This is a genomic window from Sediminispirochaeta smaragdinae DSM 11293 (assembly GCF_000143985.1).
Classification (GTDB): domain Bacteria; phylum Spirochaetota; class Spirochaetia; order DSM-16054; family Sediminispirochaetaceae; genus Sediminispirochaeta; species Sediminispirochaeta smaragdinae.
Genome location: NC_014364.1, coordinates 2457645 through 2484142, shown reverse-complemented (window position 1 = coordinate 2484142; position 26498 = coordinate 2457645). Strand labels below are relative to the sequence as shown.

The 26498-nt window shown below is 48.2% G+C and carries 29 protein-coding genes; 12 read left to right on the top strand and 17 right to left on the bottom strand.

The features are described from left to right. Nucleotides 1-13: 13 nt before the first annotated feature. From SPIRS_RS11720 to SPIRS_RS11710, 3 genes are read left to right on the top strand one after another with little or no spacing between them, the layout of a single operon-like run. Nucleotides 14-910, top strand: a complete 897-nt coding sequence (locus SPIRS_RS11720; protein WP_013254901.1) for an ABC transporter permease — start codon at nucleotides 14-16, stop codon at nucleotides 908-910. Further along, the gene (locus SPIRS_RS11715; RefSeq protein ID WP_013254900.1) at nucleotides 907-1698 is read left to right on the top strand and encodes an ABC transporter ATP-binding protein; all 792 of its coding nucleotides are present in this window, start codon (nucleotides 907-909) and stop codon (nucleotides 1696-1698) included. The genes SPIRS_RS11720 and SPIRS_RS11715 overlap by 4 nt, the downstream gene beginning before the upstream one ends. A gap of 12 nt (nucleotides 1699-1710) precedes the next feature. After that, nucleotides 1711-2358 (top strand): serine-tRNA(Ala) deacylase AlaX, encoded by a 648-nt coding sequence (locus SPIRS_RS11710; protein WP_041866059.1) that lies wholly within the window; start codon nucleotides 1711-1713, stop codon nucleotides 2356-2358. 26 nt (nucleotides 2359-2384) lie between these two features. On the opposite strand, the gene SPIRS_RS11705 is transcribed toward SPIRS_RS11710, so the two are convergent. Both SPIRS_RS11705 and trhA read right to left on the bottom strand, forming a co-directional pair. After that, the gene (locus SPIRS_RS11705) at nucleotides 2385-4121 is read right to left on the bottom strand and encodes an AMP-dependent synthetase/ligase (protein ID WP_013254898.1); all 1737 of its coding nucleotides are present in this window, start codon (nucleotides 4119-4121) and stop codon (nucleotides 2385-2387) included. Between the two features lie 4 nt (nucleotides 4122-4125). Then, entirely contained in the window at nucleotides 4126-4794 is a 669-nt protein-coding gene (trhA, locus tag SPIRS_RS11700) for a PAQR family membrane homeostasis protein TrhA (protein WP_013254897.1), read from the bottom strand. Between the two features lie 93 nt (nucleotides 4795-4887). Between trhA and SPIRS_RS11695 the strand changes: the two genes are divergently transcribed. Genes SPIRS_RS11695 through SPIRS_RS11685 form a run of 3 tightly spaced genes read left to right on the top strand, consistent with a single transcriptional unit; the run spans nucleotide 4888 to nucleotide 6905 of the window. Further along, entirely contained in the window at nucleotides 4888-5253 is a 366-nt protein-coding gene (locus SPIRS_RS11695; protein ID WP_013254896.1) for a response regulator, read from the top strand. A 6-nt stretch (nucleotides 5254-5259) separates the two neighbouring features. After that, complete coding sequence (locus tag SPIRS_RS11690) at nucleotides 5260-5874, top strand: chemotaxis protein CheC (RefSeq protein WP_013254895.1); 615 nt, start codon at nucleotides 5260-5262, stop codon at nucleotides 5872-5874. Continuing rightward, the gene (locus SPIRS_RS11685; protein ID WP_013254894.1) at nucleotides 5871-6905 is read left to right on the top strand and encodes a sensor histidine kinase; all 1035 of its coding nucleotides are present in this window, start codon (nucleotides 5871-5873) and stop codon (nucleotides 6903-6905) included. The genes SPIRS_RS11690 and SPIRS_RS11685 overlap by 4 nt, the downstream gene beginning before the upstream one ends. Here the strand turns inward: SPIRS_RS11685 and asnB are convergent, their stop codons facing one another. Beyond that, entirely contained in the window at nucleotides 6906-8408 is a 1503-nt protein-coding gene (gene asnB, locus SPIRS_RS11680) for an asparagine synthase B (RefSeq protein ID WP_013254893.1), read from the bottom strand. A 56-nt stretch (nucleotides 8409-8464) separates the two neighbouring features. Further along, complete coding sequence (locus SPIRS_RS11675) at nucleotides 8465-9583, bottom strand: hypothetical protein (RefSeq protein WP_013254892.1); 1119 nt, start codon at nucleotides 9581-9583, stop codon at nucleotides 8465-8467. A 128-nt stretch (nucleotides 9584-9711) separates the two neighbouring features. Between SPIRS_RS11675 and SPIRS_RS11665 the strand changes: the two genes are divergently transcribed. Continuing rightward, on the top strand, nucleotides 9712-10338 hold the full coding sequence (locus SPIRS_RS11665) for a thioredoxin family protein (protein WP_245537582.1): 627 nt from the start codon (nucleotides 9712-9714) through the stop codon (nucleotides 10336-10338). Between the two features lie 28 nt (nucleotides 10339-10366). Here SPIRS_RS11665 and SPIRS_RS11660 read toward each other — a convergent pair whose 3' ends face one another. The 5 genes from SPIRS_RS11660 to SPIRS_RS11640 form a co-directional block, all read right to left on the bottom strand. Beyond that, nucleotides 10367-11227, bottom strand: a complete 861-nt coding sequence (locus SPIRS_RS11660) for a caspase family protein (RefSeq protein WP_013254890.1) — start codon at nucleotides 11225-11227, stop codon at nucleotides 10367-10369. A gap of 31 nt (nucleotides 11228-11258) precedes the next feature. Further along, complete coding sequence (locus tag SPIRS_RS11655) at nucleotides 11259-12866, bottom strand: ABC transporter substrate-binding protein (RefSeq protein WP_245537581.1); 1608 nt, start codon at nucleotides 12864-12866, stop codon at nucleotides 11259-11261. 103 nt (nucleotides 12867-12969) lie between these two features. Beyond that, complete coding sequence (locus SPIRS_RS11650) at nucleotides 12970-13779, bottom strand: TrkA C-terminal domain-containing protein (protein WP_013254888.1); 810 nt, start codon at nucleotides 13777-13779, stop codon at nucleotides 12970-12972. After that, nucleotides 13776-13967 (bottom strand): hypothetical protein, encoded by a 192-nt coding sequence (locus SPIRS_RS11645; protein WP_013254887.1) that lies wholly within the window; start codon nucleotides 13965-13967, stop codon nucleotides 13776-13778. Before SPIRS_RS11645 ends, SPIRS_RS11650 begins: the two co-directional genes overlap by 4 nt. Nucleotides 13968-14016: 49 nt before the next feature. Beyond that, on the bottom strand, nucleotides 14017-14586 hold the full coding sequence (locus SPIRS_RS11640; RefSeq protein WP_013254886.1) for a hypothetical protein: 570 nt from the start codon (nucleotides 14584-14586) through the stop codon (nucleotides 14017-14019). A 36-nt stretch (nucleotides 14587-14622) separates the two neighbouring features. On the opposite strand from SPIRS_RS11640, the gene SPIRS_RS11635 reads away from it, so the two are divergent. Beyond that, on the top strand, nucleotides 14623-15018 hold the full coding sequence (locus SPIRS_RS11635) for an SH3 domain-containing protein (RefSeq protein ID WP_013254885.1): 396 nt from the start codon (nucleotides 14623-14625) through the stop codon (nucleotides 15016-15018). Continuing rightward, on the top strand, nucleotides 15019-16365 hold the full coding sequence (locus SPIRS_RS11630; protein ID WP_013254884.1) for a DUF445 family protein: 1347 nt from the start codon (nucleotides 15019-15021) through the stop codon (nucleotides 16363-16365). 19 nt (nucleotides 16366-16384) lie between these two features. Here the strand turns inward: SPIRS_RS11630 and SPIRS_RS22385 are convergent, their stop codons facing one another. Beyond that, on the bottom strand, nucleotides 16385-16918 hold the full coding sequence (locus SPIRS_RS22385; protein ID WP_148224071.1) for a hypothetical protein: 534 nt from the start codon (nucleotides 16916-16918) through the stop codon (nucleotides 16385-16387). 96 nt (nucleotides 16919-17014) lie between these two features. On the opposite strand from SPIRS_RS22385, the gene SPIRS_RS11620 reads away from it, so the two are divergent. Then, the gene (locus tag SPIRS_RS11620; protein WP_148224070.1) at nucleotides 17015-18742 is read left to right on the top strand and encodes an adenylate/guanylate cyclase domain-containing protein; all 1728 of its coding nucleotides are present in this window, start codon (nucleotides 17015-17017) and stop codon (nucleotides 18740-18742) included. Between the two features lie 17 nt (nucleotides 18743-18759). Here the strand turns inward: SPIRS_RS11620 and SPIRS_RS11615 are convergent, their stop codons facing one another. Beyond that, entirely contained in the window at nucleotides 18760-19467 is a 708-nt protein-coding gene (locus SPIRS_RS11615; protein ID WP_013254882.1) for an RNA methyltransferase, read from the bottom strand. A 200-nt stretch (nucleotides 19468-19667) separates the two neighbouring features. Here SPIRS_RS11615 and SPIRS_RS11610 point away from each other — a divergent pair, with 200 nt between their 5' ends. Continuing rightward, a complete protein-coding gene (locus tag SPIRS_RS11610) occupies nucleotides 19668-20243 on the top strand; it encodes a helix-turn-helix domain-containing protein (protein ID WP_013254881.1) in 576 nt (191 codons plus the stop codon). 23 nt (nucleotides 20244-20266) lie between these two features. Here SPIRS_RS11610 and fabV read toward each other — a convergent pair whose 3' ends face one another. From fabV to SPIRS_RS11580, 6 genes are read right to left on the bottom strand one after another with little or no spacing between them, the layout of a single operon-like run. Continuing rightward, entirely contained in the window at nucleotides 20267-21451 is a 1185-nt protein-coding gene (gene fabV, locus SPIRS_RS11605; RefSeq protein ID WP_013254880.1) for an enoyl-ACP reductase FabV, read from the bottom strand. Between the two features lie 3 nt (nucleotides 21452-21454). Next, complete coding sequence (fabZ, locus tag SPIRS_RS11600) at nucleotides 21455-21916, bottom strand: 3-hydroxyacyl-ACP dehydratase FabZ (RefSeq protein WP_013254879.1); 462 nt, start codon at nucleotides 21914-21916, stop codon at nucleotides 21455-21457. Further along, nucleotides 21913-23166 carry a beta-ketoacyl-ACP synthase II gene (fabF, locus tag SPIRS_RS11595; protein ID WP_013254878.1) on the bottom strand — a complete coding sequence of 418 codons (1254 nt, stop codon included), beginning with the start codon at nucleotides 23164-23166 and terminating at the stop codon, nucleotides 21913-21915. The genes fabZ and fabF overlap by 4 nt, the downstream gene beginning before the upstream one ends. Before the next feature lie 22 nt (nucleotides 23167-23188). Then, nucleotides 23189-23914 carry a 3-oxoacyl-[acyl-carrier-protein] reductase gene (fabG, locus tag SPIRS_RS11590; RefSeq protein ID WP_013254877.1) on the bottom strand — a complete coding sequence of 242 codons (726 nt, stop codon included), beginning with the start codon at nucleotides 23912-23914 and terminating at the stop codon, nucleotides 23189-23191. Between the two features lie 12 nt (nucleotides 23915-23926). Next, the gene (locus tag SPIRS_RS11585; protein WP_013254876.1) at nucleotides 23927-24877 is read right to left on the bottom strand and encodes an ACP S-malonyltransferase; all 951 of its coding nucleotides are present in this window, start codon (nucleotides 24875-24877) and stop codon (nucleotides 23927-23929) included. Nucleotides 24878-24883: 6 nt separating this feature from the next. Next, nucleotides 24884-25873 carry a beta-ketoacyl-ACP synthase III gene (locus SPIRS_RS11580; protein WP_013254875.1) on the bottom strand — a complete coding sequence of 330 codons (990 nt, stop codon included), beginning with the start codon at nucleotides 25871-25873 and terminating at the stop codon, nucleotides 24884-24886. A 183-nt stretch (nucleotides 25874-26056) separates the two neighbouring features. On the opposite strand from SPIRS_RS11580, the gene accB reads away from it, so the two are divergent. After that, on the top strand, nucleotides 26057-26494 hold the full coding sequence (accB, locus tag SPIRS_RS11575; protein WP_013254874.1) for an acetyl-CoA carboxylase biotin carboxyl carrier protein: 438 nt from the start codon (nucleotides 26057-26059) through the stop codon (nucleotides 26492-26494). The last annotated feature ends 4 nt before the right edge of the window (nucleotides 26495-26498 follow it).

The window sequence follows — 26498 nt, the reverse complement described above, 5'->3', positions numbered from 1 at the left end:
GCAGGGATCATTTGTGATTGAGGGTATATTACATGAGGGCCTGATCTACGGTATCGTCGCCTTAGGGGTGTTCATCACCTTTCGAATTCTTGATTTTCCGGATCTTACCGTCGACGGAACCTTTCCCTTTGGGGCAGCAATCGCTGCCTCTTCGATTATGGCGGGAGCTCCGGTTCCTGTTGCTATGCTCTTGGCTCTCGGCGGGGGAGTGCTTGCTGGACTCACAACGGCCGTTATTCACAACAAACTGAAGGTTCCCAATTTACTTGCTGGAATTCTGACGATGACGATGCTCTATTCGATAAATATCAGGGTACTTGGTGGAAAGGCAAATGTGCCGCTTCTTCACGTTACCACGGCCTTTTCTTGGGTAAAAAATTTGAGCGACCGCATAGGCATTGGACGGGAATATGGTATACTTCTTTTCTTGCTCCTTGTTGTAGTGGCTTGTATTGTCCTTCTTGATCTTTTTTTTCATACGGATATGGGCCTTGCCATGGGCGCCATGGGAGATAATCCCCAAATGGTGATAAGCCAGGGAGTCAATCCTGAGGCGATGAAGATGATTGGAGTGGGACTTTCCAATGGACTGGTTGGTGTCGCCGGTGGCCTTTCGGCCCAGTTCCAAGGCTTTGCAGATGTGAACCTTGGACAGGGTATTGTCGTCTCCGGCCTCGCGTCTGTCATGATTGGAGAGTTCCTCATCAGTTCCAACAAGATAGGTCCGTTACTTATTCGAGTGGTGTTGGGGTCTATTGTGTTTAAAGGCCTGATGTACCTTGGACGATATTACGGCTACTACATCAATCTGACACCAAATGATTTAAAATTGATTACAGGACTTTTGATCATTCTTTCACTGCTCCTTTCCAAGTTGAAACATAAAAGGCGAAGGAGGAAAAGCGCATGATCGATCTTGCGTCGGTGACGAAAGTTTTCAATGAAGGAACGGTAAATGAAACGACGGCGGTCAGAAACCTCAACCTTACCGTACGGGAAGGGGATTTTGTTACCGTCATTGGATCAAACGGTGCGGGGAAATCTACCCTCCTAAACCTTATTGCCGGAAGCTATGCCCCAAGCAGTGGAACTATTTCCGTAAACGGAAAAGAGGTAACAAAGGTTCCGGAGTATCGGCGGGCACGCTATATCGGCAGAATCTTCCAGAATCCCCTTTTGGGTACTGCAGGGAATATGAGCCTGGAAGATAATATGATGATCAGTTACCGTAAAGGCTTTAAGGGCTTAAAGATCAGCCTAAACCAAAAGATGCGAGAGCTTTTTCGCCGAGAGCTTAAAGCTCTTGATATGGGGCTTGAAGATCGCCTGGAAAATAACGTGAGTCTCTTGTCGGGCGGGCAGCGCCAGGCCTTAACACTCTTAATGATGGTCATCAGCAAGCCCTCTTTGATCCTTCTTGACGAGCATACCGCTGCTCTCGATCCCCGGAACGCGGCAAAGGTGCTGGAGCTTACCAAACGGTTTATTACCGAATATGGACTTACGGCCATCATGATCACCCATAATATGGAATATGCTATCCGCTACGGAAACAGACTGCTCATGATGGACGGGGGCGAGATTATTTTTGATATAGACGGTAGAGAAAAAAGCAGTCTGACCGTGGATCGACTGGTGGTAAAATTTCATGAATTGCGTAATCATGATCTTGCCAGTGATAGGGTACTTTTATCCTGAAAGGGGTGAATGATGGCCGTTGAGAAGCTTTTCTGGAGTGATCCTTACCTTACCGAGGCCGATGCGACGGTTACCGAAATTGACGGGTCGAAGGTGACCCTTGACCGAAGCATCTTTTTTGCCTTTTCTGGGGGACAGGAGAGTGACTACGGCACGATAGGCGGACTCTCGGTTCATGATGCATGCATAGATGGAAAAGAGATTATCTATACTCTTGAAATGATTCCCTCTTTTAAAAAAGGAGATTCCGTTATCATCCGTATCGATTGGGAACGTAGATATACGCTGATGCGTCTGCATATGGCAGCGGAGATTGTGCTAGTACTTGTTATGAAGATGTTTCCGGGAATCGAAAAAATCGGAGCGCATATAAGTGAAAAAAAAAGCCGGCTTGACTTTGTTGCCGATAGTGCTCTCCGTCAGACGCTGCCCGAGATTGAGAAGCAGGCTTTAGCCCTTGTAGCAGAAGATGTTCCCATTATTAGTGACTTCTCGGATAAAACGGCGGCCAGGCGCTTTTGGCGTATAGCCGGCTTCGGCTCTCTTCCCTGCGGCGGAACCCATCTCAAACGGACAGGAGAGATCGGTCCGTTGCAACTCGGCCGCAAAAATATCGGTAAGGGTAAGGAACGAATCGAAATCGAACTTTCTGCCTCATAGACCTTGCTGTGTGCGACCGCGAGGGGCTAATCGCCGTTACTCGTTGTCATCTCATATTCTCGATAGAGGTAGCGTTTTATTTTTTGTGAAGATGTTTTCTCAAAAGGCTCGTCTCTCAATATAAAGTCGGATATCTTTTTGTAGGACTCAAGGCCTCTGTTGACCTGTTCAACCTCTTTTTTCACCAACGCTCTGATGGCTTCCCGCTGCCCTGCGATTTCAGGAAAGGTCTCTGCAATGTATTCATAGCCTGGAACAATGGCTGCAAAGACCTCTTCTCCCCCGTGTTCCTCGCTTTTCCGGCCCAGCACGAGAATCTCCGCGACTATACGCGACTGTTCGAATTGCACCTCAATCTCTTCCGGATAGATATTTTTTCCGCCCATAGTTACAATAAGATTTTTCTTTCGACCGGTAATGAATAGAAAACCATCGTGGTCACGATAGCCCAAATCTCCAGTTTTCAAATAGCCGTCCGACGTGAACATCTGCTCAGTTGTTTCGGGATTTTTAAAGTACCCAAGCATAAGTGAGGGCGATGTTACGCAGATTTCTCCAACTCCCTCCTCATTCTGATCCACTATCTTTATCGTTGTATACTTGACAGCCAAGCCTGCCGATTTATTGTTCTTATATTTCATGGTGTTGGTCGTGATCAAGGGCCCATTTTCACTCATTCCATAGCCTTGGACGATATAGAATCCGAGGGAATCGAAGAAATCGGCGGTCTCTCCGTTCAAAGGCCCCCCTCCTGCCACCATCAATCTGACCGACGAAAGGCCTATGCGCTTTCTCAGTCCGAAGAACAGCCGCTTTCCAAAATTACGATTTCCCCTTTGGACAAAGCGAAGAGAAAGGCATTGTAACCGAGAAAGCAGTGTCCTTAGGGGAGCGGGAAGGGCATTGAAACCTTGGGCGATGGCGGCCTTTACTTTATCATAGAGAAGAGGAACCGCAATCATGATGGTTCCCCCCGAATCTTTGACATCCGCAATAATTTTCTTACCGACCAGTTTTTCAACAATGGTACAGGAAGCCCCAACCGAAAGGGGGGAAATAAAGGAACAGGTTGTGGGATAGGTGTGGTGGAGGGGAAGTATCGTCATGAAAACATCATCTTTATATATTGGAAGAGCAAGTATAGAGGCGTTTGCGTTGGCAATGATGCCGTGGTGACTGAGCATGACCCCCTTTGCCAATCCTGTGGTACCGGAGGTGAAAATAAGGGAAGCGGGATCATCAGGGAGAATATCGCAGGACTTGGGTAATCGATGATTTTCAGCCCCCTGTCCAAAAAGAAGATAATCATCGTCGATAAGGACAAATCGCTTGGGCCGAAAGGCCGTATCCGCGAACATATCTGCCAATATTTTTTTTCGGGAGGGGAGGAATACCACTTTCGGCTCGGCGAAATCGATGATATTTTTGCACTCATGATCATGCAATAGAAAATCGATGGGAACGATGACAAGTCCCGCTATCACGCTTCCAAGCCATATGGCACACCATTCGGGACGATTTTCCGACCATAAGGCAACCCGGTCGCCTTTTTCGAGTCCCAAATCCAAAAGCCCTCGTGCGATTCTTCTCGCTTCTTCTGCAAGATGTCGATAGGTCCAGACAGTAAAATTTCGTTCGTTGCCTCTTCGGTATCTGAGAGCCTCTCTTCCTGACCACTGTTTTTCGCTTTCCTCAAGCCAGGCAATGAAATTGGGAAACTCGATGTCAGGCCAATCCGCAATATACTTCTCAATCTGCAACATTATTCTACCCAAACAATTTTTCTGCAAATCCGATAAAAAACAAGATACTGCCGCCGAGAACAAAAAGGTGCCAAATTGCGTGGTAGTATGGCAACTTCTTCATGGCGTAGAAAATAACGCCAGCGGAGTAGGTAATGCCCCCGGCAAGAATCCAGAAGATAAGCCCGCTGGGAAGAAAGGGAATGATATCTTTCCAGAAGAAAACAATCATCCAGCCCATAGCAAGATAAAAAACAACGTGCAAAGCTCCGTAACGCCCCCAGAAAACCAGGGTAAAAAGGACACCGAGAGCGGATATGATCCATACGGAAGCAAGCAGAATCCAGCCGATCCTCGAATTAAGAAAAATAAAGATGGGCGTATAGGTTCCCGCAATGAGAAAGTAGATATTTGCATGATCAAGGATCCTGCATATCCGCTTCAGATTATTCTTTGGAAGTGCATGGTAGAGTCCCGATGCTGTGTAGAGAACAAACATCGAAACAACATAGACAAACGCGCCGGTAATCATGGATCTCCTGGAAAAGTAGGGAATGCGCAGGAAAATCCAGATAATGGCCCCGACGGAAAGAATGGCGCCGAGAAAATGGGTGAGGGCATTCGCCGCTTCTTCCCGACGATTGTCATGGTCGTGGAGCGTTATGTGCTGTTCCAGCCAACTGTTTACTGACATAAGGTTTTCTCCTTCGGCTGCCTCTTTAATTAATTACTTGGAATATGATAGTATTTACTGACATTTTGATGCAAGTACGAGAAGGAATCTTCCATGGCAAAGTTACTGATAATCGACGACTCTTTTGTGGCACGTATGATGATTCGGAAGGTCCTTGAATCTGCCGATCACGAGGTGTTGGAAGCTTCTGATGGTAACGAGGGCATGATTTTGATAGAAGAAAAGAAGCCGGATGCGGTTCTCCTGGATCTTCTTATGCCGGGGGAGTCAGGTGAAGCGGTCCTTTTGAGACTTCGGAAACATTTTCCTTCCCTCCCGGTGATTGTCCTCTCTGCTGATATCCAGGAAACTACTCGGGAACGTTGTATACGATCGGGGGCCAATGGATTTGTCAGTAAGCCTCCTCATCCCGATACCCTTCTTCCTGCTGTTGCCATGCTTTTTCAGTCGACGAGGTAGCCTGTTGTGAGTATTTCCATTAAAGAAGAGCATCTTGAGTTGTTGCGGGAGTTGATAAACATTGGGGTGGGAAAAGGCGGAGAGATACTCAACAAGATGCTTGGTTCTCATATCACACTTGATGTTCCCGACGTTACCATTGTCGAGGAGGAACATTTTCTCGATTTCCTCTTGCGGCCCAACGATCCGCTTCTTGCGGCTGTTAATATGGAATTTCTCGGAGCCCTCGCCGGTACGGTAAATCTTGTTTTCCGTGCAGGCGATGTAGATAAGCTGGTGATTCTTGCCACGGGAGGCGGGGAGGCAGATACCGGCATCGATATGGAAAGTTTACGTACAGGAAGCCTTCTTGAGATTGGAAATGTTGTCATTAACGGGGTTGTCGGGACTCTGAGCAATATTCTCCATTTAAAACTCAATTATTCGATTCCCGCTTATCTTGAAGGAAATATCAAGCAAATTATCGACAAGATGAGAAAGGATGATGATGCTACGATTTTGATCATTGCCAAAACCCGCTTTCGGGCAGAGAGCCTTGATCTTGAGGGTGATCTCATTTTTTTCTTAGGGATTTCTAGCTATCAAGAGTTGGTGGATTCATTTGGAAGGCTGACACAATGATCGGCGAAGGCGATAATCAATTTCAACTCTTCGATGCTCTACCCGAGGCTATTTTGATCCTTGATCGTCGGTTTCAAATTCGATTCTGGAATCGCATTATGGAGCAGTGGACGGATATTAGTCGCATAGATGCTCTTGGACGTGACCTTCGTATTTTACTTCCCTGTTTCAAAAATCCTGTTTATGCATCTCGTCTGGAACCGCTCTTTAGCGATGGGGTGCCTGTGATTTTTTCCAGCCAGTTTCATCCCCATCTTTTTCCTTCTCGGCTGGTGAATGGGACATGGCGCACCGAACAGACGATCGTGAGTCCCCTTTCCGGCAGGGAGGAGGAACCTTTGGCACTTTTTACCGTCATCGATGTGACTCCCCATACCGAAACGTTAAAAAAACTTGATGGTAGCATAAAGGAAAAGGAACTCTTGATTCGTGAGGTCCATCATCGGGTAAAGAATAATCTCAATCTTGTGTCGAGCCTGATTGGACTACAGGCTGAAAATCTAAAAAAAACGGAAAGAAAATTGGCACCCATTCTTGATGAACTACGTGCCAAGATTGATTCTCTTTCGCTGCTTTATACAAAGCTCTATAAGGGGAAGGTAACCAACAGTATTGATTTGAAAGAATACCTGGAAGAGCTGATCGAAAATCTTTTCCAATCAACACTATCGAATACCTCTCGGATTTCTCTTCATCTTTCTCTTGCTCCCCTTACTATTAAAACCGACCGGGCCATTGCTCTTGGTCTTATCGCCGTCGAACTGTTTACCAATGCGCTCAAACACGCATTTCCCGGTGGAGAAGAAGGGAATATAAGCGTTGAACTCCTATCCCCCTCGGAACATGAGATAGAACTCTCTGTTTATGACGACGGTCAGGGGCTCCCTCGCGATTTCGAAGTACAAAATTGTAATACCTTCGGCGTTGTGGTCATTACCGGCTTGGCCAAACAAATTGGAGGTAACTGCTGCTGGGAAGGAAACAAAGAAAAGGGAACTCGTTTTCGTCTCCTTTTTCCCGGAGATCCCTAATTACTCAAGATTGGGACGCTCTCCCCAGCGGGCGACCTGCCGCACCATTTGTTCATCATGATGAAAAAGATTCTGGAAAAGGAAGAAGTAATAGGCCTCTTCTTTCGATCGTAGCCGAGCCTCGGGATATTTTTTTATGAGCCTTGCTGTTTGTGCATCCGAGAAAAGCTCGGATGTCAATTGCGGCAAAAGGTCGGTCATTCCCGTCCCTTCGTCGAATTGTTCTTTTGGTCTCCACACGATTTTTTCTGGTAAAAGTTTTTCATATGCTTTTCGTAATATCCACTTTTCGACCGGGGGCTTTCCGTTCAATTTCAGTTCTACGGGAATGCGCTGTGCCGTTTCGATTACTTTTAAATCGAGAAAGGGAACTCTTGCCTCGATAGAATGGGCCATAGTAATACGATCAACCCGTTGTAGGTTGATATTATGAAGAGTTTTGATTGATCGCAGTAGTTCCTTATGAAGTTGTGCATGGTCGGGGATCGACCTGTAATAGGTATAACCTCCGAAAAGTTCATCGGCTCCTTCCCCTGTCAGAATCACCTTGACCTCTTGAGCGGCCAGTTTTGCGGTGAAATAGGTGGGAATAGAGCTTCGTACCAGATCTTGGTCAAATGATTCCAGATGATAGATAATACGTGGCAGCTCAGCCACGATTTCTTCTTTGGTGATGATATATTGATGATGCTTCGATCCTATATGTGAGGCAACAAGTTTGGCGGCTTCAAGATCGCTGCTTCCCTCGAGACCAACCGAAAAAGTGTGGAGGTCCGGCTTTTCCTGGGCAACTATGGCCGATATGATGCTGCTATCGAGTCCTCCGGATAAAAAACAACCCACTGGTACATCGCTCATCAGTCGTTTATGTACTGCTTTGTCGAGATCATTGCGCAGCAGTGATACATGCTGTTTAATGGGAAGCTGTTCGGCTTGTTTTGAAGCCAGGGTAAAATAGCGTTCCATCCCTCTTGTTGTGGAATAGGTACAACCAGGAGGAAATTCTGAGAGGAGGCAATCCTCTCCTGCACTTGTTTTTTGTTCAGATGTGAATAGTACCTTTCCCGTTTTTTTCCGACCCCAGTAAAGAGGCTTTATGCCGATGGGATCTCGAGCTAAGAAGATCGACTTTCCATTGGTGATGCAAAAGGCAAACATTCCATCAAGCTGTTTTACCATTTCGGGACCCTCTTCTTCGAAAAGATGCAAGAGCACTTCGCTGTCGTTATTGGTTTTGAAGCTATGCTTGCTAGCAAGTTTCTTCCTTAGCTTCGGATAGTTGTAGATCTCTCCATTTGCAATGACCGCCAGACTCTTGTCCTCGTTAAAAATAGGTTGGTGCCCCCCTGTCGGATCCATAATTGAAAGACGTGCATGACCGAGCGTTCCGTTTGCACAGTCGTAAAATCCCTCTTCATCTGGTCCCCTATGGTGCATACGCTCTACCATCGTTTCCACCATTGGTCTTTCTTCTGCATTCCATATGCCGCATATTCCACACATTAAAATCACCTCACTACGATAATATTCTACTACTGTCCGGAATCATGGTGATATTATCATGCCCATGCATAAGAAGGAAGATAGTCAATCATCCACCGTAAGGGTGTAGGAATACACCTGACCCACAGCTCCCTCCCACTCCGATTCATGGGCTGATTCCGTAAGAAAAACCTCCGCCTACTGTAAAGAGTCCTCAGCTCGGACGCTATCCTCTTTCCCTCTATCCCAGCCACCACCCCATGTGTCTGCCCCCGCTTCTCATCCTTTCCCCCAACCCGATAGGGCTTCATAAAGTTGTGATAATACCGGTAGATCTCAAGCCGCTCCAGCATGTTCACCGTACTCCTTGCAAACTGGACCGTCTGCCTCACATGATCCGAGTCATCCTTCCGGATCTCCCTGTCAAGGTAATTCACACTAAAGAGGGGATTACACAGATCCCGAACCCTCTTCGAGCTGATCCTGTGGTGCTCTATCATTCCTGCCACCCCTGCCGGTAGTCCCTTCATCACCCTTTTGTATTGCGCATGCTCATCGGTATACAACTTCACCCTATCCCTCTCCGATTGCTCGGTCAGGGCAAGCACCTTTGCCACGACATTCTGAAAGGACTGATAAACACTTCCTCTATAGACCTTTAGCTTCTCCTTGATCACCCTGTTTTTCTTCTTCTGATACCAGGTCATACGTCCCTTTCTGGTCAGCTGTGCATAGTCGGAGAGAAACCAGAACTGGGAGTCTTTTCCTGCCAGGATGTGGATGTTGTTGGGGAGGTACTGGGAACAGACGAAGCTTTCAAAGCCGTCTGCGACCAGGTCTTCGTGGATGTTCATGTCTGAGGTGAGGGAGGCAGAGGATGCGATGCACTGGTGGGAAAGACGACGGATACGGTCTGAGACGGTGGAGCATGAGACCTTAAGGATACGGGAGAGGTCTCTGATACCGGAGCTGGTGACGAGGTGAGAGAGGATGGTTGTGTAGGGGAGGTGGAAATGGGTCCAGTAGTCGATGCTGAAGGTGCGAGTGGAGAAGGAGAGGTGGCAGGTTTTGCATTTGAACTTTTGGATGCGGGGAGAGGTTTGGGTAGAGTAGGAGCCTGTTCTAAAGAACCAGTGGCCGGAGGGAGAGAAGTGGTTGAGGCAATGGGGGTTGGGGCAGAAGGGAGGATGGAACATGGGAAACTCCTTTTTCTGGTAGTTCTTACTATAAGTAACTACGAGAAAAGGAGATTTTATTCATTTTTCACCACGATTCCGGACAGTAGGTATATTTTTCTACGCCAAAGGATAGTATGATTAACGTCATGAAACCACTTAGCTATATGACCGATGACTTCTTTTTTACCGGTGTGGAGATAGATGACTACCTCGAAACGCTCCGATTTTATCGATCTCTTGTCCGTTCCCTTGTCCGGGAGGCAGATGCACCGGAGCGCTTTGTCGACAAACTAAGAGAAGCTGTGGCTTCAAGAAATCTCCGAATGGGAGAGGTCCGGGCTTCCGCATTTAGTGAACCGTGGTGTGGTGACTGGGCCTGTAATCTCCCCATCCTGAGAAGCTTCTTTCAAAAATGCGGGATTCCCTTCCGCCTTTTCAGCCGGGAGAAGGCCCCTGAACTACATAAAAGCTATCTTGCCGACGGGGTAGACCATATACCTGTCATATCGCTCTGGGACGGTCAGGGGAAGGAGCTTGCCAGATGGGTTGAGGCTCCTGCCAAGGTGGACGAAATGAAGGTGCGCTGGAAAGAAGAGCATCCCAGAATGATGGAACTCTATGCGATAAAAGATGGTGATCGCGAGGCGGAGAAGGAGTTCGGGCGACTGTACCGTAGTTTTCTTGAAGAGATGGCGCTTTGGTACAAGGATGGGATGTGGAATGAGACGCTGGAAGAGTTGGTCCGTTCCCTTTCTGATGGCAAACCGCTGTAGCTTATGCTTTTTCTAAAAAAGGGATTTCCTACTTCATCTCGAAAAGAATAAAGTCGACAGGGCCTCCCGAAATGTGGGGCAGGTAATAGTGAACTGTTCCATCGGTAGTGAGAAAGGATAGTCCTTCGATGTAATCTCTGGCATAGTCGTAGAGCTCCAGGGTCGATAGGTAGCCGTCCCCATCGTCGTCGCCGTGAACCGCTCCCCGAAGCAGTCCGTAGGTAAAATAACCGTGGCCAACGGTCCCTCCTTCAAAGCTTTTTTCATCACTTCCTGCAGCGGCAAGTACGATGGCATCATCATAGGAAATTCCGCTCGACGAGGGAGAGGAGAAGTAGTTTTCTATGGTTTCGCTGAGAGAGAAGGCAAAGCTGCTGCCCCCGTCCCAGTCGTCGGGATACCCATCCTCAGAATAGCCTTCGCCGATAAGGCCTGCCGCATAGCAGGAATCGAGGATCACCACCTTCTTATTGCAGGGAACCTTGGCGAGCCAGGAGGCGAGGGTGGTGCCGCTGATAAAAGCTGCATCCGATCCTGTATCATTACAGCAGACGATATAGGATTCATCATCGTCGGAGGTACCGTGCCCGGAAAAGTAGAAGAGCAAAAGAGCGTTTTTCGGTACATCGAGGGCCTCGATGTCACTCTGTATGGCGGATGCGGTAACTTCGCTGTCAGTTCTCTTTCTAACGATATAGCCCTTCTCTTCGAATAAATCGGCCATGGAATCGGCATCGTTGACGGTATAGGTGAGATCGTTATAGCCATCGGGGTAGTCGGCCACTCCGTAGACCAGGGCATAACGCTCGGGAAAGTTGATATCCACGCTACAGGAGACGAGGGTGAAACCTACCGAAAGACAAAGAATGCTTATTCGACGCTGATTCATCTCTACAATGTGCTCCCTTAGTACCGTTGTTTCAAGAACGGATACCGATTGTCTTTTCCTTCTGCTTTCTTAGGGGAAATCGAAGGGTGATCGATGTACCGTTGCGGCTGGAAACTTCAAGGCTGCCGCCTATTTGCTTTGTCAATAATTGGATGAGCGGCAGTCCTGTTGTTTTTGTCCGCTTATGATGAAAAAGTTTTTCATCCATACCTGCCCCCCTGTCTCCGACCGAAAGCGTACAAATCTCATTTTCTTCTTGTTTTAACGTGATCCTGATTTTCCCCTCTTTGGCAGAGGTGTGTTTCAGGGCGTTTGTATGGAGTTCGACGGTAATGAGTCCTATGGGGACAGCCAGTTCGATGGGTACGATAACCGGAAAACGGGGAACGTTAACTATTGTTCTACTTTCCTCTTCATTGAAATTTCTGTCGGTCAGGCTGACAAGATCATGCAGATAGGAACAGAGATCTATGTGTTCTATATTTTTACGATTTTCATGGTGGCTGTTTTTTTGCGTGACTGATTCTGCAACTGGAATGATATTATCGATAATCTGAAGATTATCGATAACCCGACGGTGTACTGTCTGCGGCAGCTCTGTATTGGTGAGAAGGCAGAACTTAATGAACGTATCAAGTTCGTTTTGCCTTCCGACCTTATGCTCCATCTCGCGCCAGAGTGTGGCGGTAAAAAACCTGGACAATACGAAAAACAGGAAAAGAGCAAGCAATGCCGTTAAGAGAAGAAATATTGCCGTTCTTTGCGTATGAGAAAGTTTCGGACTTCGCTGAAAAAGGATCTGCTTGATATCTACCGGTCGACTGAGCATGCCAAGAGAGTCATAGGTATCGATGATATGTTGCCACCGTGATGTACTGGAGTGGCCTGGTCGGACGATTCCCTCACCCATGAGGGTGGAAATCATATCCGATTCGTATCTGAGGCGTTCAAGACTATCATGGTAGCCGTATTTTTCGATGATGAGATCCATCATGGCTTCCTTGTTCTTGAGCGCATACTGCCAACCTTCCAAGGTTGCAGTGAGAAATCGATTGACGAGGTCGGCATCCTCGGTCGCTAGTGCTTCACTGGTGAAAAGGACATCGCCGTAGAAATCTATCCCGTAGTTTTCTGGGCGAAGAATGCGGAAGGGGAGTTTTAACCGACGAAGAGTGTACACTTCCCCTGTGAGGTATACACTCATTGCATCGACCTTTCCGTTTACCAGGTCCATGATATCCCAACTGTGAGGTACGATCCTGATATCTGTGATTTCTTGAGATCTAAACATCGCCAGGATTGATGCCTCACCGTCTCCCGAAAGCATCAGGCTTTTCCCTTCAAGATTGCAGGGTTCATAGATGTCGGATTTCCCGCTGACCGCTACCACCTGAGAACTATGTTGGAATATTGGTGCAAGAATAACAATTGGCTTGCCAAGGGCCCTATGGACAATAAGATCGGTCGTATTGATACCGAAGTCTGCTCTCCGAGAGACTACCTCATTGGTTGGCCTTATCTCCGGGTTTCCCTCCCTCAGTTCTACTTTTAAACCTCTCTTTGCATAATAGCATTGATCTATCGCTGCATAGAAACCGGCAAACTGAAACTGGTGTGTCCATTTAAGTTGAACTCGCACCTTCCGAAGCTCATCACCCGAAGCTGTTATTACAGGAAGGAGCAGACAACAAAGGAGCAAGAACTTGTTTCTCTTTATGTGTATATTAGGCAGCATCATTATATCAGTACTCTCGTTTCCTAAAAAAACCTCGAAACCCCTTTCGTGAGGAGATAGTAAGGGGCGCCGGTCGCTTCCCTTCGATCTTATTTTGAGCATCTACGGCTTCACGATGTTCCGTATCACCTTTCTCTCCCGCCTTCCTGTCTGTAAGAGTACGAATCCGTTCATCTCGTCCGTAGAGAATCAATTCGTCTCCATCATAGATAAAGGTCGAACCCTTTGGCGAGCCTATGAAATAACCGTCCTGCCGGTATATTCCAAGTACTAGAACTCCTTCATCGCTCAACTGAAGTTCTGCAAGACTTCTTTCCGTACACCAACTGTCAGGACCTACAAGAGATTTTATCACCTCATAATCGCCGGAAAGGTTCAACAAACCATCATAATCCGTCGTATGAAGTTTTGTCCAACGCCTGAGTAATCGAGTGATTATTTTACTCAAAAGAGAATCAAGGATTCTGCTTTTGCTTACGAAAAAGAGAAGCAGGAGTCCTCCTATGAGTATAGCCCCTGTGCTTGCCATTTCAAGTGCGGATTGAGCCCTTAAAAAGGTAAGGACAAGAGACGAAACGAAGGTCACAAGTCCGAGATTACCAATGAGCATGAGTCCCATGATGATCCTTCGCCTTACAGGATGGCCAATGATCATTTCCGATTCGCGTGTGGTGAATCCTGTACCGGTAAAGGCGGAGCGGGCCTGGAATCGTGCCGTATCTGCAGAAAGACCTGTAAGCTGAAGCATGATTGCTGCAATCCGCACGATCGAAAGCGATAATAAAAGAATAACGAAGAAAGAAAGTAGCGCAATCATGAGCCATCCTTTTCCGCACAGTAGCGCTTGTAGGATTCGATATCCTCCTCTCCGATGAAACCGAGTTCGACGGCTATTTCGCCGAAACGTCGGTTGGGCTGCTCTTGCTGCACGGCCAGGACTTGCTCCGCCTGCTCGAAAGAAAGTAGCTCAAGGCGAACAAAGTAATCTCCTATTCGTTCAGTCATCGCTCCTCCGAAGATCTGTTTTTATCTTCCTAACAATAGCCGAAAAAGCTCAAAACAGAAAGAGATTGAGCCGGAAAGCAATACCGGCCGAGAGGTCTACATCCATATCGTTGCGTAGGGAGAGCCGAACGGGAAGCCCAATATCCCAGGTGCTTTTCTTCCGAGAAAGAGCGTCGATTTCCCGAAAAAATATGCACTGCAGATCAGGAAAAAAGAAATAATTTGCCGTATCTGTGTACTTTGCAATGTTTGTGCCGACGGCGATGTTCATCATAATGGGGATGGTGGGAATGGAAAAATCCAATCCCAACGCAAGACGCAAAGTGTGAAAGCCCCGGTAGATAACAATATTATCGGTGACGCTTGAACGGCTTGATCCAAAATAGGATAGGGTAACGGTAGGGGAAAGAGTAAATTCCTCTTTCTTTTCGCGGAAACCGTAACATGATCCAACACCCCCTCCCAGTCGACCTGCACAAGCCGAACCGAATTTATCGGTATCAAGGAAAGCGACAGAGCCCTCCCCAGCTGTGGAGAAGATGATTTCTCTGGCTTCAACCGGTAGTGGAACGACTATGACAAAAAGGAAAAAACATGCTATAGTCCTTCTATATCTCATTCCCCAATCGTGCAATGATTTGAGAGTATGATCAATATGCGTAGAGATTTTTTGACGCTTTTATATATACCTGTTTTTGTGTTCGGAATTTTTCTTGGTTCCTGCGGCCGCAGTGAAGAGCCTATGCCGAACCTGGAATTACCGCCGACTCCCATTCTGGAAAGTCGGGCTCGTTATGCGGTAATCATCTCCAGTCATCTTAGACTCCGAAGTGGACCAAGCATCGAAAGTAAGGTAAAAGAGACATTATGGAAGGGCTCTGTGATGGAGGTTGTAGGAAAGGCCTCTTCCAGGGTCGTCGTAGATAATCAGGAAGGGTATTGGTACCAGGTCGCCTACGACGGGCTCCAAGGCTATGTTTTTGGTGGCTACCTTCGTTTTTTCAGTAGCAAGGAAGCTGCCGAGGAAGCTGTCAGAAGTCCGGAGTTTTAAATGGAACGATTCATCCCCTTGGTACTGCCTCCCCTGATCGGTGCTCTTATTGGATATATTACTAATCGCATTGCCATTGGCATGCTTTTTCGCCCCTATCGTGAAAAGCGGCTTTTTGGCTTGCGTATCCCTTTTACACCGGGGATCATTCCAAGGCAGCGTTATAAACTTTCCGGAAGCATCGGGAGAATGGTAAGTACCCACCTTTTTACTGAGGAGGCGGTTCGCAAACAGCTTTCCTCTCCCGATTTTGGAGATCGGTTTGAGAAAAGCGTGAGAGAGGGAATCGATCGTTTTCTCGATCATCCATTTGCGCCTTCGCTTCATGATTCTGCAATGTGGGCTGCGGTTTCCCCTCTTTTGGGAAAAGGAGTGGGCGAGGCCGTACTTGAGTTGTGCTGGGCCAAGCCCCTGGATGAGCTTTTGCCGTTTGATTTCGGCAAAAGTGATTTCCTTTCCTCTCTCGCAGAAAAGGCTGACCAAAGCCTCTCCTCGGAAAGACGAACGCTTGGAAGCTTTCTTTCCTACCGATCGGTAATCCTTATAAGCGAGCTTTTTGATTCACGCTACGATGATTTGGTCGGAGCTTTGGATATGTTTCTCCATCGCCCAACGATCCGACGGCAATTGGAACAGCATGGCCGTTCTTTTCTTGCCGATGTCATCGGCCGGTTAAGCAGTGTTCAACGTCTGATGTTGATGGCCGGACAGTACGACCGGACGCTCCATGAGCGTATGCCGGAAATTATTCAGGACGGACTGAAACAGTTGCACCAGGGACTTGAGAGTTCCGATGTCAAAAAGAAAATCGTCCAATGGCTTAGGGTATCGCTTCTGCGGGCTAGGCAAATTCCGGTATTCCGGCTCTATACTTCGCTACATGGCGCAGATGCCTCATCGGACGGCTCGCTCGTTCTTGTCTTGAACGAGCTTTTTTCCTCGCTGAGAAACCAACCCCTTGCGGCACTTGCAACATGGATTGGCCTTGACTCTCCCAAAGCCGTGGTGGAGTTTTTTAGTCGGGCTAATGATAGTGATGAAAGGGGAATCCTCTCCCGCCTTCTTTCCGAGAATCCCCCGGCCCGTTTTATCTCCCTCGAAAGTAGCGGGCGGGATAACCTTGCACGGCTCATTACCGGTGAGATTATTTCGTTTCTCCAAAAGCATGCTGCCGTGTTGCTTGAGCATATAGATGTCAATGCACTGGTTGTGCAGCGTATCGACGAACTTGAGGTAGAACAGGTGGAAAACCTGCTGCTTGTGGTGATAGCAACTCACCTGAAATATATCAATCTATTCGGGGCACTTTTGGGCGGAATAATCGGTGCACTGCAGCTGTTGATGTAGTGCACACTGCAAAGGGTGATCAAGCGAGCTTGTTGATAATCCCGTAACTTCCGCATGTTATGACCGCCTTTTCGCCTTCAAGAACCACTGTTCCGTTCTTTGAACGTATGCGCCCTTCTGCCCAGGCCTCTAATTCCAGATCGATTCCGCTGCAAGTCCATCTACTGCCCCATACCCTGAAATTCTGCCCTCCGTAAACGGATTCTACAGGAAGCACGTGCTGCTTGGTATGAAAAAGCATAAAGGCTTCGCGTATATCGCCCCGATCGGAGTTGAGCAAGCCGCTTATTACCCTGCCCCCGTTCGAGCTGTGAATTTGAAGATCCTCTTTGGAAACTCGAATGCAGCAGCTTTCGGGATAGCGATCGGCCATGAAGGCTTCTCCATTTGCACTGTTTACATACACGGTAACGGGCTGGTCCGTACTACTTTGAATCACGATAAAGGTGTCAAGACTTCCATGGCTGTGGCTGTGTATTCTGCACCATTCATATTTCCCCGGAATATGGGCAAAAGGGGAGTAAAATTCAGTTTGATTTTCTTGTTTATCCATAGAAAGAATGTACCAGTAAGAATCTTTTTTCGGCAAGAGGGGAACAGGAAGATCAGATGCTTTCCAATAGAGGAGGCTTGTGTTACTATTAAACGTATGGAAGGGAATGTAATCGAACAGAGCGGTACCACCTTTTTCGATCTTGACGATTTGCTTGCCCATGCCAAGGATGTTGCAGGCAGACACCAAGCGGCCCCTTCCTATGCGATCTTCTATCTTCGTGAACTGTTGAAGAACAACGGGCTTGCGGATGCCGACGACCATCGGGTGGAAGAGATACGACTGATTATTGCCGAACTCGAGAAGAGTGAACCGCCCCTGGATCGGCAGCTTGAGGCCATTAACAATCTGGTCGTTGCAAGAGATTCCGCTTTTGCTCTGGAAAAAGCAAGTCGGGAAATCAGTTTCCGAAAGGAGATTGAAGAGTTTTATCTCCCAAAACAGTTGATCTCTGCAATAATCGAAAATGGAGAAATTCCCAGCTCAAGTCAGGAACAGGTGATCGGTATCGGTTTTATTGATATTGCCGACTACACCTATCTTAGCAAATTCTTGAGTCCGAAGGAAAATCAAATTGTTCTTAACGGCCTTTATGCGGCTTTCAACTCCGTCTTGAAACGTCACGGAGGCTTTCTCAATAAGATCGAAGGAGATTCGATCATGTTCCATTTCGGCGGCTTGATCGACCCTTCGGTGCGGGATCTGGATCATGAGCAGACGGAACGTTACATTGCAAAGGAACTGTTTTACACCTGTGTGGAGATGCAGCGGGTGGCCTTTCTCTTCAACCAGGCAAACGATCGCTTTCTTTTCGATGCCGACGACGAAACAAGAGAGTCTGTCAAACGGGCTTTTGATATTATCGGTGCCTTGAGGACAAGCCATGATTTGGGGCAGGCCATCAATGCTTTCTTCCAGATTCGAATTCGTATCGGGGCCAATATAGGAGAGGTTACCATCGGCAACTTCGGACCGGATGGGGCGAGACAATGGGATGTCATCGGTGAGCCGGTAATCAAGGCAAAACGGATGGAATCTACGGCCCCGATCGGCGGATTTCGAATCAGTGACGACCTCTTTTCTATTCTGGAAAAGACGGGTACCGCCGATGAATATTACCGACGATTCAAGCGGGAGGCCGAGGCTCTTTTTGGTGCCTTCAGGGATATCACCAAAGAGGAGCTGTTCCAAAAAAGTCTGGTTCGACTCAAGGATAAACGAAATGCCGAATTTAAGACCTACAGCGTCCAGGTAAACCCCGGGCTTCCCGAGGCTCTGAAAAACCAGGCAAATCTGCTTTTGGAGAAGGGTGAGGAGGGAGCCGATCGTATCGTGTCGATGCTCCAGTACTATCGTGGCAATCGTTTCGTTATCAACGGCCTCGGTCTCCTCTTTAAAGATAAGGGAATCAATCTGAGAATTGGTGAGATGGTGAGCTATATGCTGCCTCGGCGTTGGGAAGCCCTTCTGGGCAAGTTCGACGGAGACAAAAAGGCTGCAGAACGGGCCATGGGAGACGGTTATTCGCTTTTTTCCATGTTCGAGCTTTTCGGAACGCTTCAGGATCTTATCAAAGAAGATGATTTGCCTACCAAGCCGAAAATCGATTTTGAAAACTATGATTCCTACATGAGAAAAATGCAGGAGTGGATGACGATGGAGAACTCATATCGAGAAAAGAGGACGTATCAACGAAGCCACTTTTTCAATTACATTTATCCCATGGTCTTTATCAGCTTCCGGACAAGTATTCTTGAATACCAGCATAGAGCTCGTATAGAAGATGAGATGACGGAAAACCTTGAAGAGTTAGAAGAGGTTTGATGCCTCGCTCCCTCTTTTTACTCTTTGTGAAGTTTGATTCCCGCCATTTTTCGAAACATTTTCTCGATTCGCTTCGCTTCCTTTGCGCTTAGTGCTGCCCGTGTAAGAATATCATGAAAGAAGATACGGACCTCGTCTTTTTCGTCCTGCTTAAAAAAGCCGATGGCGTCGAAATTGTCAACGATTGTGGCTGCAACCTTATCAACATCCCTTCGCTTGATTGGCTGAAAGGTAACCGATGATGGGGTCCTGCAGCGAAAGAGCTCGTAGCAGATAATTTGCACGGCATGGGAAAGATTCAGACTCGGAAAGTCAGGACTTGAGGGAATGTGAACCGCCACGGAACAGCGTGCAAGTTCATCGTCCCTAAGCCCATCTGCTTCTCTTCCGAAAACAGCAGCCACCGTTCCGCTTTCTATCGCGGAAATCCGTTTCGCGAACTCTTCGGGGAGCAAAGAAAAGTATTTACGAAATTTTCCTCTTCGTCTTGTTATTCCTGCAGAAAAAACGCAATCCTCGAGGGCGGCGTCGATATCCGGAAATCGTAAGGCATTGTGCCATATATCCCTGGCATGAAGCGCAAGTGTCAGAACCCTATTTTCATCGTAATCCCGGGCTCCGACAATCGCCAAATCATGAATTCCCATGTTTTTCATTGCACGACATACCGAACCGATATTTCCCGCGGTCTGGGGTTCGACCAATACGATTCGCAGATTTCCCACTGCTTCCTCCGTCCGAGCATGATGTAGAGGTTATACTGTAAGCACTTTACATGGCTTGGTAAAGCGTTATTTAATTGACAAGTATGTGCTTTAAGAGTAAGTTATATTAAATATAATTCATTATAACGAAAAAAGATCAATATATCAATTAGAAATTTGCTATATTGAACTATTTGTCTTGCGATAAGAGGACACAGAACATGGATCCTGAACAACAACCTCCTCAGGTAGGGAAAAATATACAAAAGGTTAGAAAAGAAAAACGATTAACCTTAGGGCACCTTTCGCAGGTCAGCGGAGTGTCGAAGGCAATGTTGAGTCAGATCGAAACGGAAAAGGTAAACCCTACCATCGCTACGATATGGAAGATAGCGCAGGGCTTGCAGATATCACTAAACACGTTGCTAAAAAGCAACAACGATGAGGGACGACGTTTCCATGTATCCCGGAGTGAACACATCACCTCATTGGATGCCGAAGAAGAAGGGGTCCATATTAAGGTCCTTTCTCCTTTTTCCATGGTTGAGGATCTTGAGATCTATCTGGTGAGCCTTGCTGCAGGGGGAGTCTTGCATTCACAAGCCCATATTCCGAAGACCGAAGAGTTCGTAACAGTTATTTCGGGATCGGTACGGGTAAACGCTGGAACAAATATGGGAGAACTCCATAAGGGGGACTTTGTCAGTTATCATAGTGATGTGAAGCATAGTATAGAGAATATCGGTTCAGGTGAGGCGGTAGTGCATATGGTGGTGCGCTTCCACCACCCACGCTGAACCTGTTTAAGAAAGAATTTCCCTTATATATTCAGAAAATCTACTTCGGCATCGTAATCGACGCCGGGTACTGAGAATCCGTGTATCTTCAGAAAATCCTCACGATAGCCTGCAAGATCGGCCAGCTCATCAATATTTTCGTCATCGACCTTTTCCCAAAGGGAAGAGACCTCTTTCTGGATATCCTCCCGCATCTCCCAGTCGTCGATTCGAATGCGACCTTCTGTATCGACAGGCATTGCCTCGTTGCTGCCATAAAGACGCTGGGAAAAAAGTCTGACCATCTGTTCGATGCAACCTTCATGTACTCCCTTCTGCTTCATTACCTTAAAGAGAAGGCTGATATAGAGGGATACCACGGGAATGACGGCACTTGCACGTGTCACCACTGCCTTATTAACCGACACATAGGCCCCTCCGCCTGATGCGGAAAGCTCCTTGTTGAGCCCTTTTGCGGTTTCTTCCAAATCCTTTTTTGCCGATCCGATGGTCCCTTCACGATAGACTGCATGGGTTACCTCGGGACCGATATATGAGTAGGCTACGGTTTTTACATCGGGGGCCAAAAGCCCCTGTGCCCCAAGATAATCGATCCATAGACGCCAGTCTTCCCCGCCCATAACCTTGACCGTGGCCCGTCTCTCTTCTTCTGTCGCCGGGGCGATTTCCACTTCGCCGAGGCGACCGTTGATGAAATCGACCGATTTGGCTTTGTACACCTCTCCGAGGGGTTTAAGAGCCGATCGATAGAGGGTTCCGTCGGCAGGATCGGTTCTGACTCCCGAGGCAAGGCTGTAGATAACAAGGTCGGCAGGGCCGCCCAGGCTTTTGAGGGCATCCCCGACCTTGGCCCGCATTTCGTTCGAGAAGGCGTCGCCGTTGAAGCTTAGGGCCGGGATTCCCGCCTTTTTCGCTTCTTCGTCAAAGGTCCTGGTATTATACCAGCCAGGAGTAGCGGGCCGCTTTTCGCTTGGTTCTTTTTCAAACGAAACACCGATGGTTGCGGCACCGTAGCCGAAGGCTGCGGCTATTCTGCTGGCAAGCCCGTATCCCGTTGATGCTCCGATGACAAGGACCCTTTCCAGTTTCTTTGATGCCTTGTGATGCGAAAAATAGTCTTGTGTCCAGCGTATCTGCCTACGGGTTTCCTCTGCACACCCCTTGGGGTGTGCATTCATGCAGATTGCTCCTCTGATTTTAGGTTCCATTGTCTATTCTCCTTCATTCTTCATGATACAGAACCACTCTGCTTCCGCAGCAACCTCGTTGCCGACCAGGGCCTTGCCCTTCTGGCGAATCATCAGCTTACTGATCCGCTTGTTTTCAATCTCGAAACGGACCTTGTCCCCTGGTACCACCTGTCGCCGAAATTTTGCCTTTTCCACGCCGGCAAGGAGGAAGATGGCATTACGAATAAAACCTGCGGCGGCCACACCGGCACCTCCGCACTGGGCCATCGACTCTACGAGTAAGACCCCAGGTACAACAGGGTAGGTGGGAAAGTGACCGCGAAAAAAGAATTCATCGTCACCAAAAAGTTTTTCTCCGACGATTGTCTCCTCATTAAAGGCGAGGAGGCTATCTACAAAAAGAAAGGGATCACGATGGGGAAGGAGGGTTTTTACCCCCTCCAGATCGACCGGAGCCGCCATTGGTTCAAAGCTTGGGTTCATTCTTTCCACTCCTTAACAGCTACTACCGCATTGTGACCGCCGAAACCGAGACTATTGGAAAGGGTTGCCCTCACTTTCATCTCTTTCCCTTTACCGGGAAGATAGTTGAGATCGCATTCCGGGTCCGCCTCCTCAAGGTTGATGGTACCGGGAACGAAGCCGTCTCGAATGGTAAGAACGGATATAATGGTTTCAAGGCCACCGGCTGCACCGACGAGGTGCCCGGTCATCGATTTTGTGCTTGTTACCGGTATGTCGCGAGCCCTTTCTCCCAAAGCCTTTTTGATGGCCCTGGTTTCAATTGGGTCGTTTGTCGGCGTGCTGGTACCGTGGGCATTCACGTAATCAATATCTTCTGGTCGAAGATTTCCGTCTTCCATGGCAAGCCTCATGGCTTTTGCCGCTCCTTCTCCCTCGGGCTCGGGAGAGGTTAGATGATAGGCATCACAGCTTGCGCCATAACCGGCTAACTCGGCAAGAATTTTTGCACCCCGCGCCTTGGCGTGTTCGAGTTCTTCAAGCACTAAAACACCGGCACCTTCGGCTATGACAAAACCGTCTCGATTCTTGTCAAAAGGACGGCTGGCCCTTGTCGGATCATCGTTGTATTTCGTAGAGAGGGTCTGGAGTATGCAAAAGCCGGCAATACCGAGTTCGGTGATACATCCTTCAGTTCCTCCCGTGACTGCAATATCGCTTCTTCCGCTGCGGATGGACGCTACAGCCGCACCTATGGCGTCGCTTCCGCTGGCACAAGCGGTGGTAATGGTTTGGCAGGGGCCTTTGAGCCCCAAAACCATGGCGACATTAGCCGGTCCTTCGTTGCTGATCAATTTGGGGATCGTTAGGGGAGGGACTCTGCTTGGTCCCTTGGAAAAAAGGATCCGATAGGAGCTTTCGATGATTTCGAAGCCTCCAATGCCATTTCCCAGGAACACCGATGCACGGTCGGGGTCGAAATTTCCGCTGGTGAAACCTGCCTGGTCCATTGCCTGTCTGGCTGCGGCTACACCGTACTGTGTAAACAGGGCCATCTTCCGTGCATCCTTTTTTTCCATATAGTTGTTTGGCTCAAAATCTCTTACAAGCCCTGCAATCTTCGAGGGGAATTCGGAAATGTCAAAGCGATCATTTCTTACAATACCGCTTTTCCCCGTTTTCAAGGCCTGCCAAGTAGACTCGACATCATTGCCGAGCGGAGTAATCGCCCCCATACCGGTTACGACGACTCGACGTTTCTGGTTCTCCATATTTTTGCTCCCTTTTCTATGTTTACATGGTCATTCCGCCGTCGACGGCAAGAACCTGACCCGTGATATATGAGGAGTGATCCGAGGCAAGGAAGAGTACTGCTTCTGCAACTTCCTCCGGCTTGGCGGTTCGCCCAAGGGGGATTTTACCCGCCAGCTCCTCTTTGACCTTATCGTTTAAAGATTCAGTCATCGATGTATCGACAAAACCTGGGGCAACTACATTCACCCGTACCCCTCGGGAAGCCAATTCCCGTGCAAGGCTTTTGGAAAAACCGATCAGGCCAGCCTTGCTTGCCGCATAGTTTGTCTGGCCACCGTTGCCGGTAATACCGACCACACTTGATATGTTGACTATTGCCCCGGAACGGGCCTTGGCCATGCGCAGAGCGACTCCCTTGGAAATCCTAAAAGCGCTGGTAAGGTTGATCCTCAGTACATCTTCCCAATCGCTCTCTTTCATCCGGAAAACAAGCCCGTCTCTGGTTATTCCTGCGTTGTTGACAAGAAGGTCTGGAGTACCCACGGCTTCGAAGACCTTTTCCAAACCCTGTTCGATACTTTCCGCATCCCCGACATCAACTTCGATCCAGTGAAAGTCTCCTTGGAACTCCGCCTTGCTGCGGCTGAAACCGTAGACAACGGCACCTTCGGCGAGAAAGCTTTCGACGATTGCAGCACCGATTCCCCGACTGGCACCCGTTACAATGGCCGTTTTTCCCTTCAGGATTCCCTGATTCTTGTTCATGTGCTTTTCTCCTTAGCTATTCTCAATAAACGTTCGGGCGGCAAGAGCAGCTTCTCTGTTGTCAACGGAGAGGCAGGGCACGGAAGCAGAGCTGCTCTTCCAGAGTCCGGAAAGGACCTTCCCGGGACCAGATTCGATCGCAAGAGTCGGCTTCATTTCACAAATAGAAGATTCAACCGTCGTCCACCGTACCGGCGAAATGATCTGTCTTGCGCAGAGACCTCGTATTTTTTCTGAAGAAACCACCACTGTCCCCGTTACGTTGGAGAATAGAGGCTTTACTGGTGATGAAAATTGGTAGTATTCGATAAGCTCTGCAAAGCGGGCGCTTGCACCTTCCAGAAGTGGTGTGTGAAAAGGCCCTGCCACCTTAAGAGGGACGACCCTTCGCGCTCCAGCCTCTTTTAGCCGTGTAGCTGCGCTCTCAAGCCCCTTGTGTGTCCCGCTTATGACGGTCTGAAGGGGGGCATTGTAGTTTGCAGGGTAAACGCCCTCTATCCCTTCGATTATTTTGTCGACTGTTTGTGCATCGATACCGATCACCGCGGCCATGGCGCCTTCGGCTCCCTCTTCAATTGCTTCGGCCATGAGGCGCCCCCGTTCGACCACAAGCCTGAAAACGGCTTCTTCGGTCAGAACCCCTGCATCGGCAAGGGCAGCATATTCGCCAAGGCTGAAACCGGCAACGGCAGAGGATTCGATTCCCGATTCCGAGAGGAATTTTCGAACGGCGATATTAGCAAGGGTTATTGCCGCCTGGGTATGTTCCGTTTTCTTTAACTCCGTCTCATCTGCTTCGAACAGAAGGGCCTTCATATCGATACCGGTACAGTCCGATGCCAGGGTGAAAAGTTCTTTGACACCGCTGCTCGCTTCGAAGATATCCCGTATCATACCGGGGTACTGGGCCCCCTGGCCAGGGTAGAGAAAGATGAGCGTGCCTGTTGTTGTACGCTGTGCCATATTCTTTTACCAGCGAAGCAGGTTCGCGCCGTAGGTTAGACCGGCACCAAAGCCGACAAAGAGCAAAAGGTCGCCTCGTTTCAGTTTTCCGCTCCCGGCAAGCTGATTGAGGGCTATCGGTATGGATGCTGCGGATGTATTTGCATACTCTTCGATATTGATGAAGAATTTCTCCAAACCGATTCCAAGACGACCTGCTGCAGCCTGAATGATCCTGATGTTTGCCTGATGAGGAATCACCCAGTCGACATTTTCAAAGCTAAGCTTATTTCGTTCGAGAATCGAAGTTATCAGCTCGGTGTTGACCCGTACCGCAAAGTTGTACACTTTTCGGCCATCCATAGCGATGCACAGATCCTTCTTCTCCACCGTTTTGGGGTCGTCAATGGGGTAGCGCGATCCTCCCGCTTTTCTCATCAGATATTCGGCCCCCGACCCGTCGCTTCCGAGAATCGAATCGATGATACCGCTTTTTTCCCCATCGCTTGCCGGCATCAATATGGCAGCACCCGCTCCGTCGCCGAAAAGCACGCAGGTATTTCGGTCTTCCCAGTTTGTTATCTTGGATAAGGTATCGACACCGATAACAAGAATGGTTGATGAGCTGCCGGATGCGACCATCGACTTGCCAATTTCAAGGGCATAGACGAAGCCAGTACAGCCTGCAGCAACGTCGAAGGCTCCGCAGGAAGTGATACCAAGCCTTTCCTGAACAATGCAGCTGGTGGAGGGAAAGCCTACAAAATCACCGCTTGCGGACGCAACAATGATGGTCTCTATCTCTTGTTTGTCTATACCGGCAGAGGCGATGGCTTGTTCTGCAGCCTTAACCGCGAGATCTGAGGTCGCTTCATCCTTTGCACAGATGTGTCTGCTCCCTATTCCAGTGTGGGAACGAATCCATTCATCGGACGTTTCGACGCTTTTCGCAAGTTCTTCGTTGCTTATTCTTTTTTCCGGTACATATGCACCTACCGAAGCTATCTTTACTCGCATGAATCCTCCTTCGAGTAATACTGGATGAAGATTCGAATCTTTATCCCTTTTGTCAATATACAACATCTGAATAAAATCTTATAGTTATACACATCTGGTCAAAAAAGTAAATAGTTGATAATATCGGTTGACGGCCGAAACAATCTGTGGTAGCGTCCGATCGATTTACGGAGGTAAAGCAAAATGGATATCAAAGAGATTACCATGTTAATAGATCACCTTGAAAAAACCTCACTTGTTGAGTTGGAATTAAAAACAGGCGATACGCAACTGTCGCTTCGTAAAAAAGAGGCTTTTGCCCAACGCATAGATGGGGCCCCTGTTACTTCCGGTCAGTCGCAACACAATTTGACGGAAGAAAACGAGGCTGAAGCTCAGGAGGGGGAATATATAGCCTCTCCCATTGTCGGCACTTTCTATCGTTCTCCAAGCCCCGATTCTCCGGCCTACATCGAAGAGGGAAATACTGTAAAGTCCGGACAAACCCTCTGCATCATCGAGGCTATGAAGGCCATGAACGAGCTGGAGGCTGAATATGACTGCAAGATCCTTTCTATTCTTGTGGAAAACGGGCAGATGGTGGAATATGGAACGCCGCTTTTTTCCGTCGAACGAATCTAAAGGG

Bases quoted from the DNA above. Each gene is read 5' to 3' on its own strand.
- SPIRS_RS11620 (WP_148224070.1), top strand. From the start codon at position 17,015: ATGGAAGGGAATGTAATCGAACAGAGCGGTACCACCTTTTTCGATCTT.
- SPIRS_RS11675 (WP_013254892.1), bottom strand. From the start codon at position 9,583: ATGTTCCATCCTCCCTTCTGCCCCAACCCCCATTGCCTCAACCACTTC.
- SPIRS_RS11610 (WP_013254881.1), top strand. From the start codon at position 19,668: ATGGATCCTGAACAACAACCTCCTCAGGTAGGGAAAAATATACAAAAG.
- SPIRS_RS11640 (WP_013254886.1), bottom strand. From the start codon at position 14,586: ATGAGATATAGAAGGACTATAGCATGTTTTTTCCTTTTTGTCATAGTC.
- SPIRS_RS11705 (WP_013254898.1), bottom strand. From the start codon at position 4,121: ATGTTGCAGATTGAGAAGTATATTGCGGATTGGCCTGACATCGAGTTT.
- fabV (WP_013254880.1), bottom strand. From the start codon at position 21,451: ATGGAACCTAAAATCAGAGGAGCAATCTGCATGAATGCACACCCCAAG.
- SPIRS_RS11660 (WP_013254890.1), bottom strand. From the start codon at position 11,227: ATGAATCAGCGTCGAATAAGCATTCTTTGTCTTTCGGTAGGTTTCACC.
- accB (WP_013254874.1), top strand. From the start codon at position 26,057: ATGGATATCAAAGAGATTACCATGTTAATAGATCACCTTGAAAAAACC.
- fabG (WP_013254877.1), bottom strand. From the start codon at position 23,914: ATGAACAAGAATCAGGGAATCCTGAAGGGAAAAACGGCCATTGTAACG.
- fabF (WP_013254878.1), bottom strand. From the start codon at position 23,166: ATGGAGAACCAGAAACGTCGAGTCGTCGTAACCGGTATGGGGGCGATT.
- SPIRS_RS22385 (WP_148224071.1), bottom strand. From the start codon at position 16,918: ATGGATAAACAAGAAAATCAAACTGAATTTTACTCCCCTTTTGCCCAT.
- SPIRS_RS11710 (WP_041866059.1), top strand. From the start codon at position 1,711: ATGGCCGTTGAGAAGCTTTTCTGGAGTGATCCTTACCTTACCGAGGCC.
- SPIRS_RS11645 (WP_013254887.1), bottom strand. From the start codon at position 13,967: ATGACTGAACGAATAGGAGATTACTTTGTTCGCCTTGAGCTACTTTCT.
- trhA (WP_013254897.1), bottom strand. From the start codon at position 4,794: ATGTCAGTAAACAGTTGGCTGGAACAGCACATAACGCTCCACGACCAT.
- asnB (WP_013254893.1), bottom strand. From the start codon at position 8,408: ATGTGTGGAATATGCGGCATATGGAATGCAGAAGAAAGACCAATGGTG.
- SPIRS_RS11580 (WP_013254875.1), bottom strand. From the start codon at position 25,873: ATGCGAGTAAAGATAGCTTCGGTAGGTGCATATGTACCGGAAAAAAGA.
- SPIRS_RS11630 (WP_013254884.1), top strand. From the start codon at position 15,019: ATGGAACGATTCATCCCCTTGGTACTGCCTCCCCTGATCGGTGCTCTT.
- SPIRS_RS11715 (WP_013254900.1), top strand. From the start codon at position 907: ATGATCGATCTTGCGTCGGTGACGAAAGTTTTCAATGAAGGAACGGTA.
- SPIRS_RS11665 (WP_245537582.1), top strand. From the start codon at position 9,712: ATGAAACCACTTAGCTATATGACCGATGACTTCTTTTTTACCGGTGTG.
- SPIRS_RS11695 (WP_013254896.1), top strand. From the start codon at position 4,888: ATGGCAAAGTTACTGATAATCGACGACTCTTTTGTGGCACGTATGATG.
- SPIRS_RS11635 (WP_013254885.1), top strand. From the start codon at position 14,623: ATGCGTAGAGATTTTTTGACGCTTTTATATATACCTGTTTTTGTGTTC.
- fabZ (WP_013254879.1), bottom strand. From the start codon at position 21,916: ATGAACCCAAGCTTTGAACCAATGGCGGCTCCGGTCGATCTGGAGGGG.
- SPIRS_RS11685 (WP_013254894.1), top strand. From the start codon at position 5,871: ATGATCGGCGAAGGCGATAATCAATTTCAACTCTTCGATGCTCTACCC.
- SPIRS_RS11650 (WP_013254888.1), bottom strand. From the start codon at position 13,779: ATGATTGCGCTACTTTCTTTCTTCGTTATTCTTTTATTATCGCTTTCG.
- SPIRS_RS11585 (WP_013254876.1), bottom strand. From the start codon at position 24,877: ATGGCACAGCGTACAACAACAGGCACGCTCATCTTTCTCTACCCTGGC.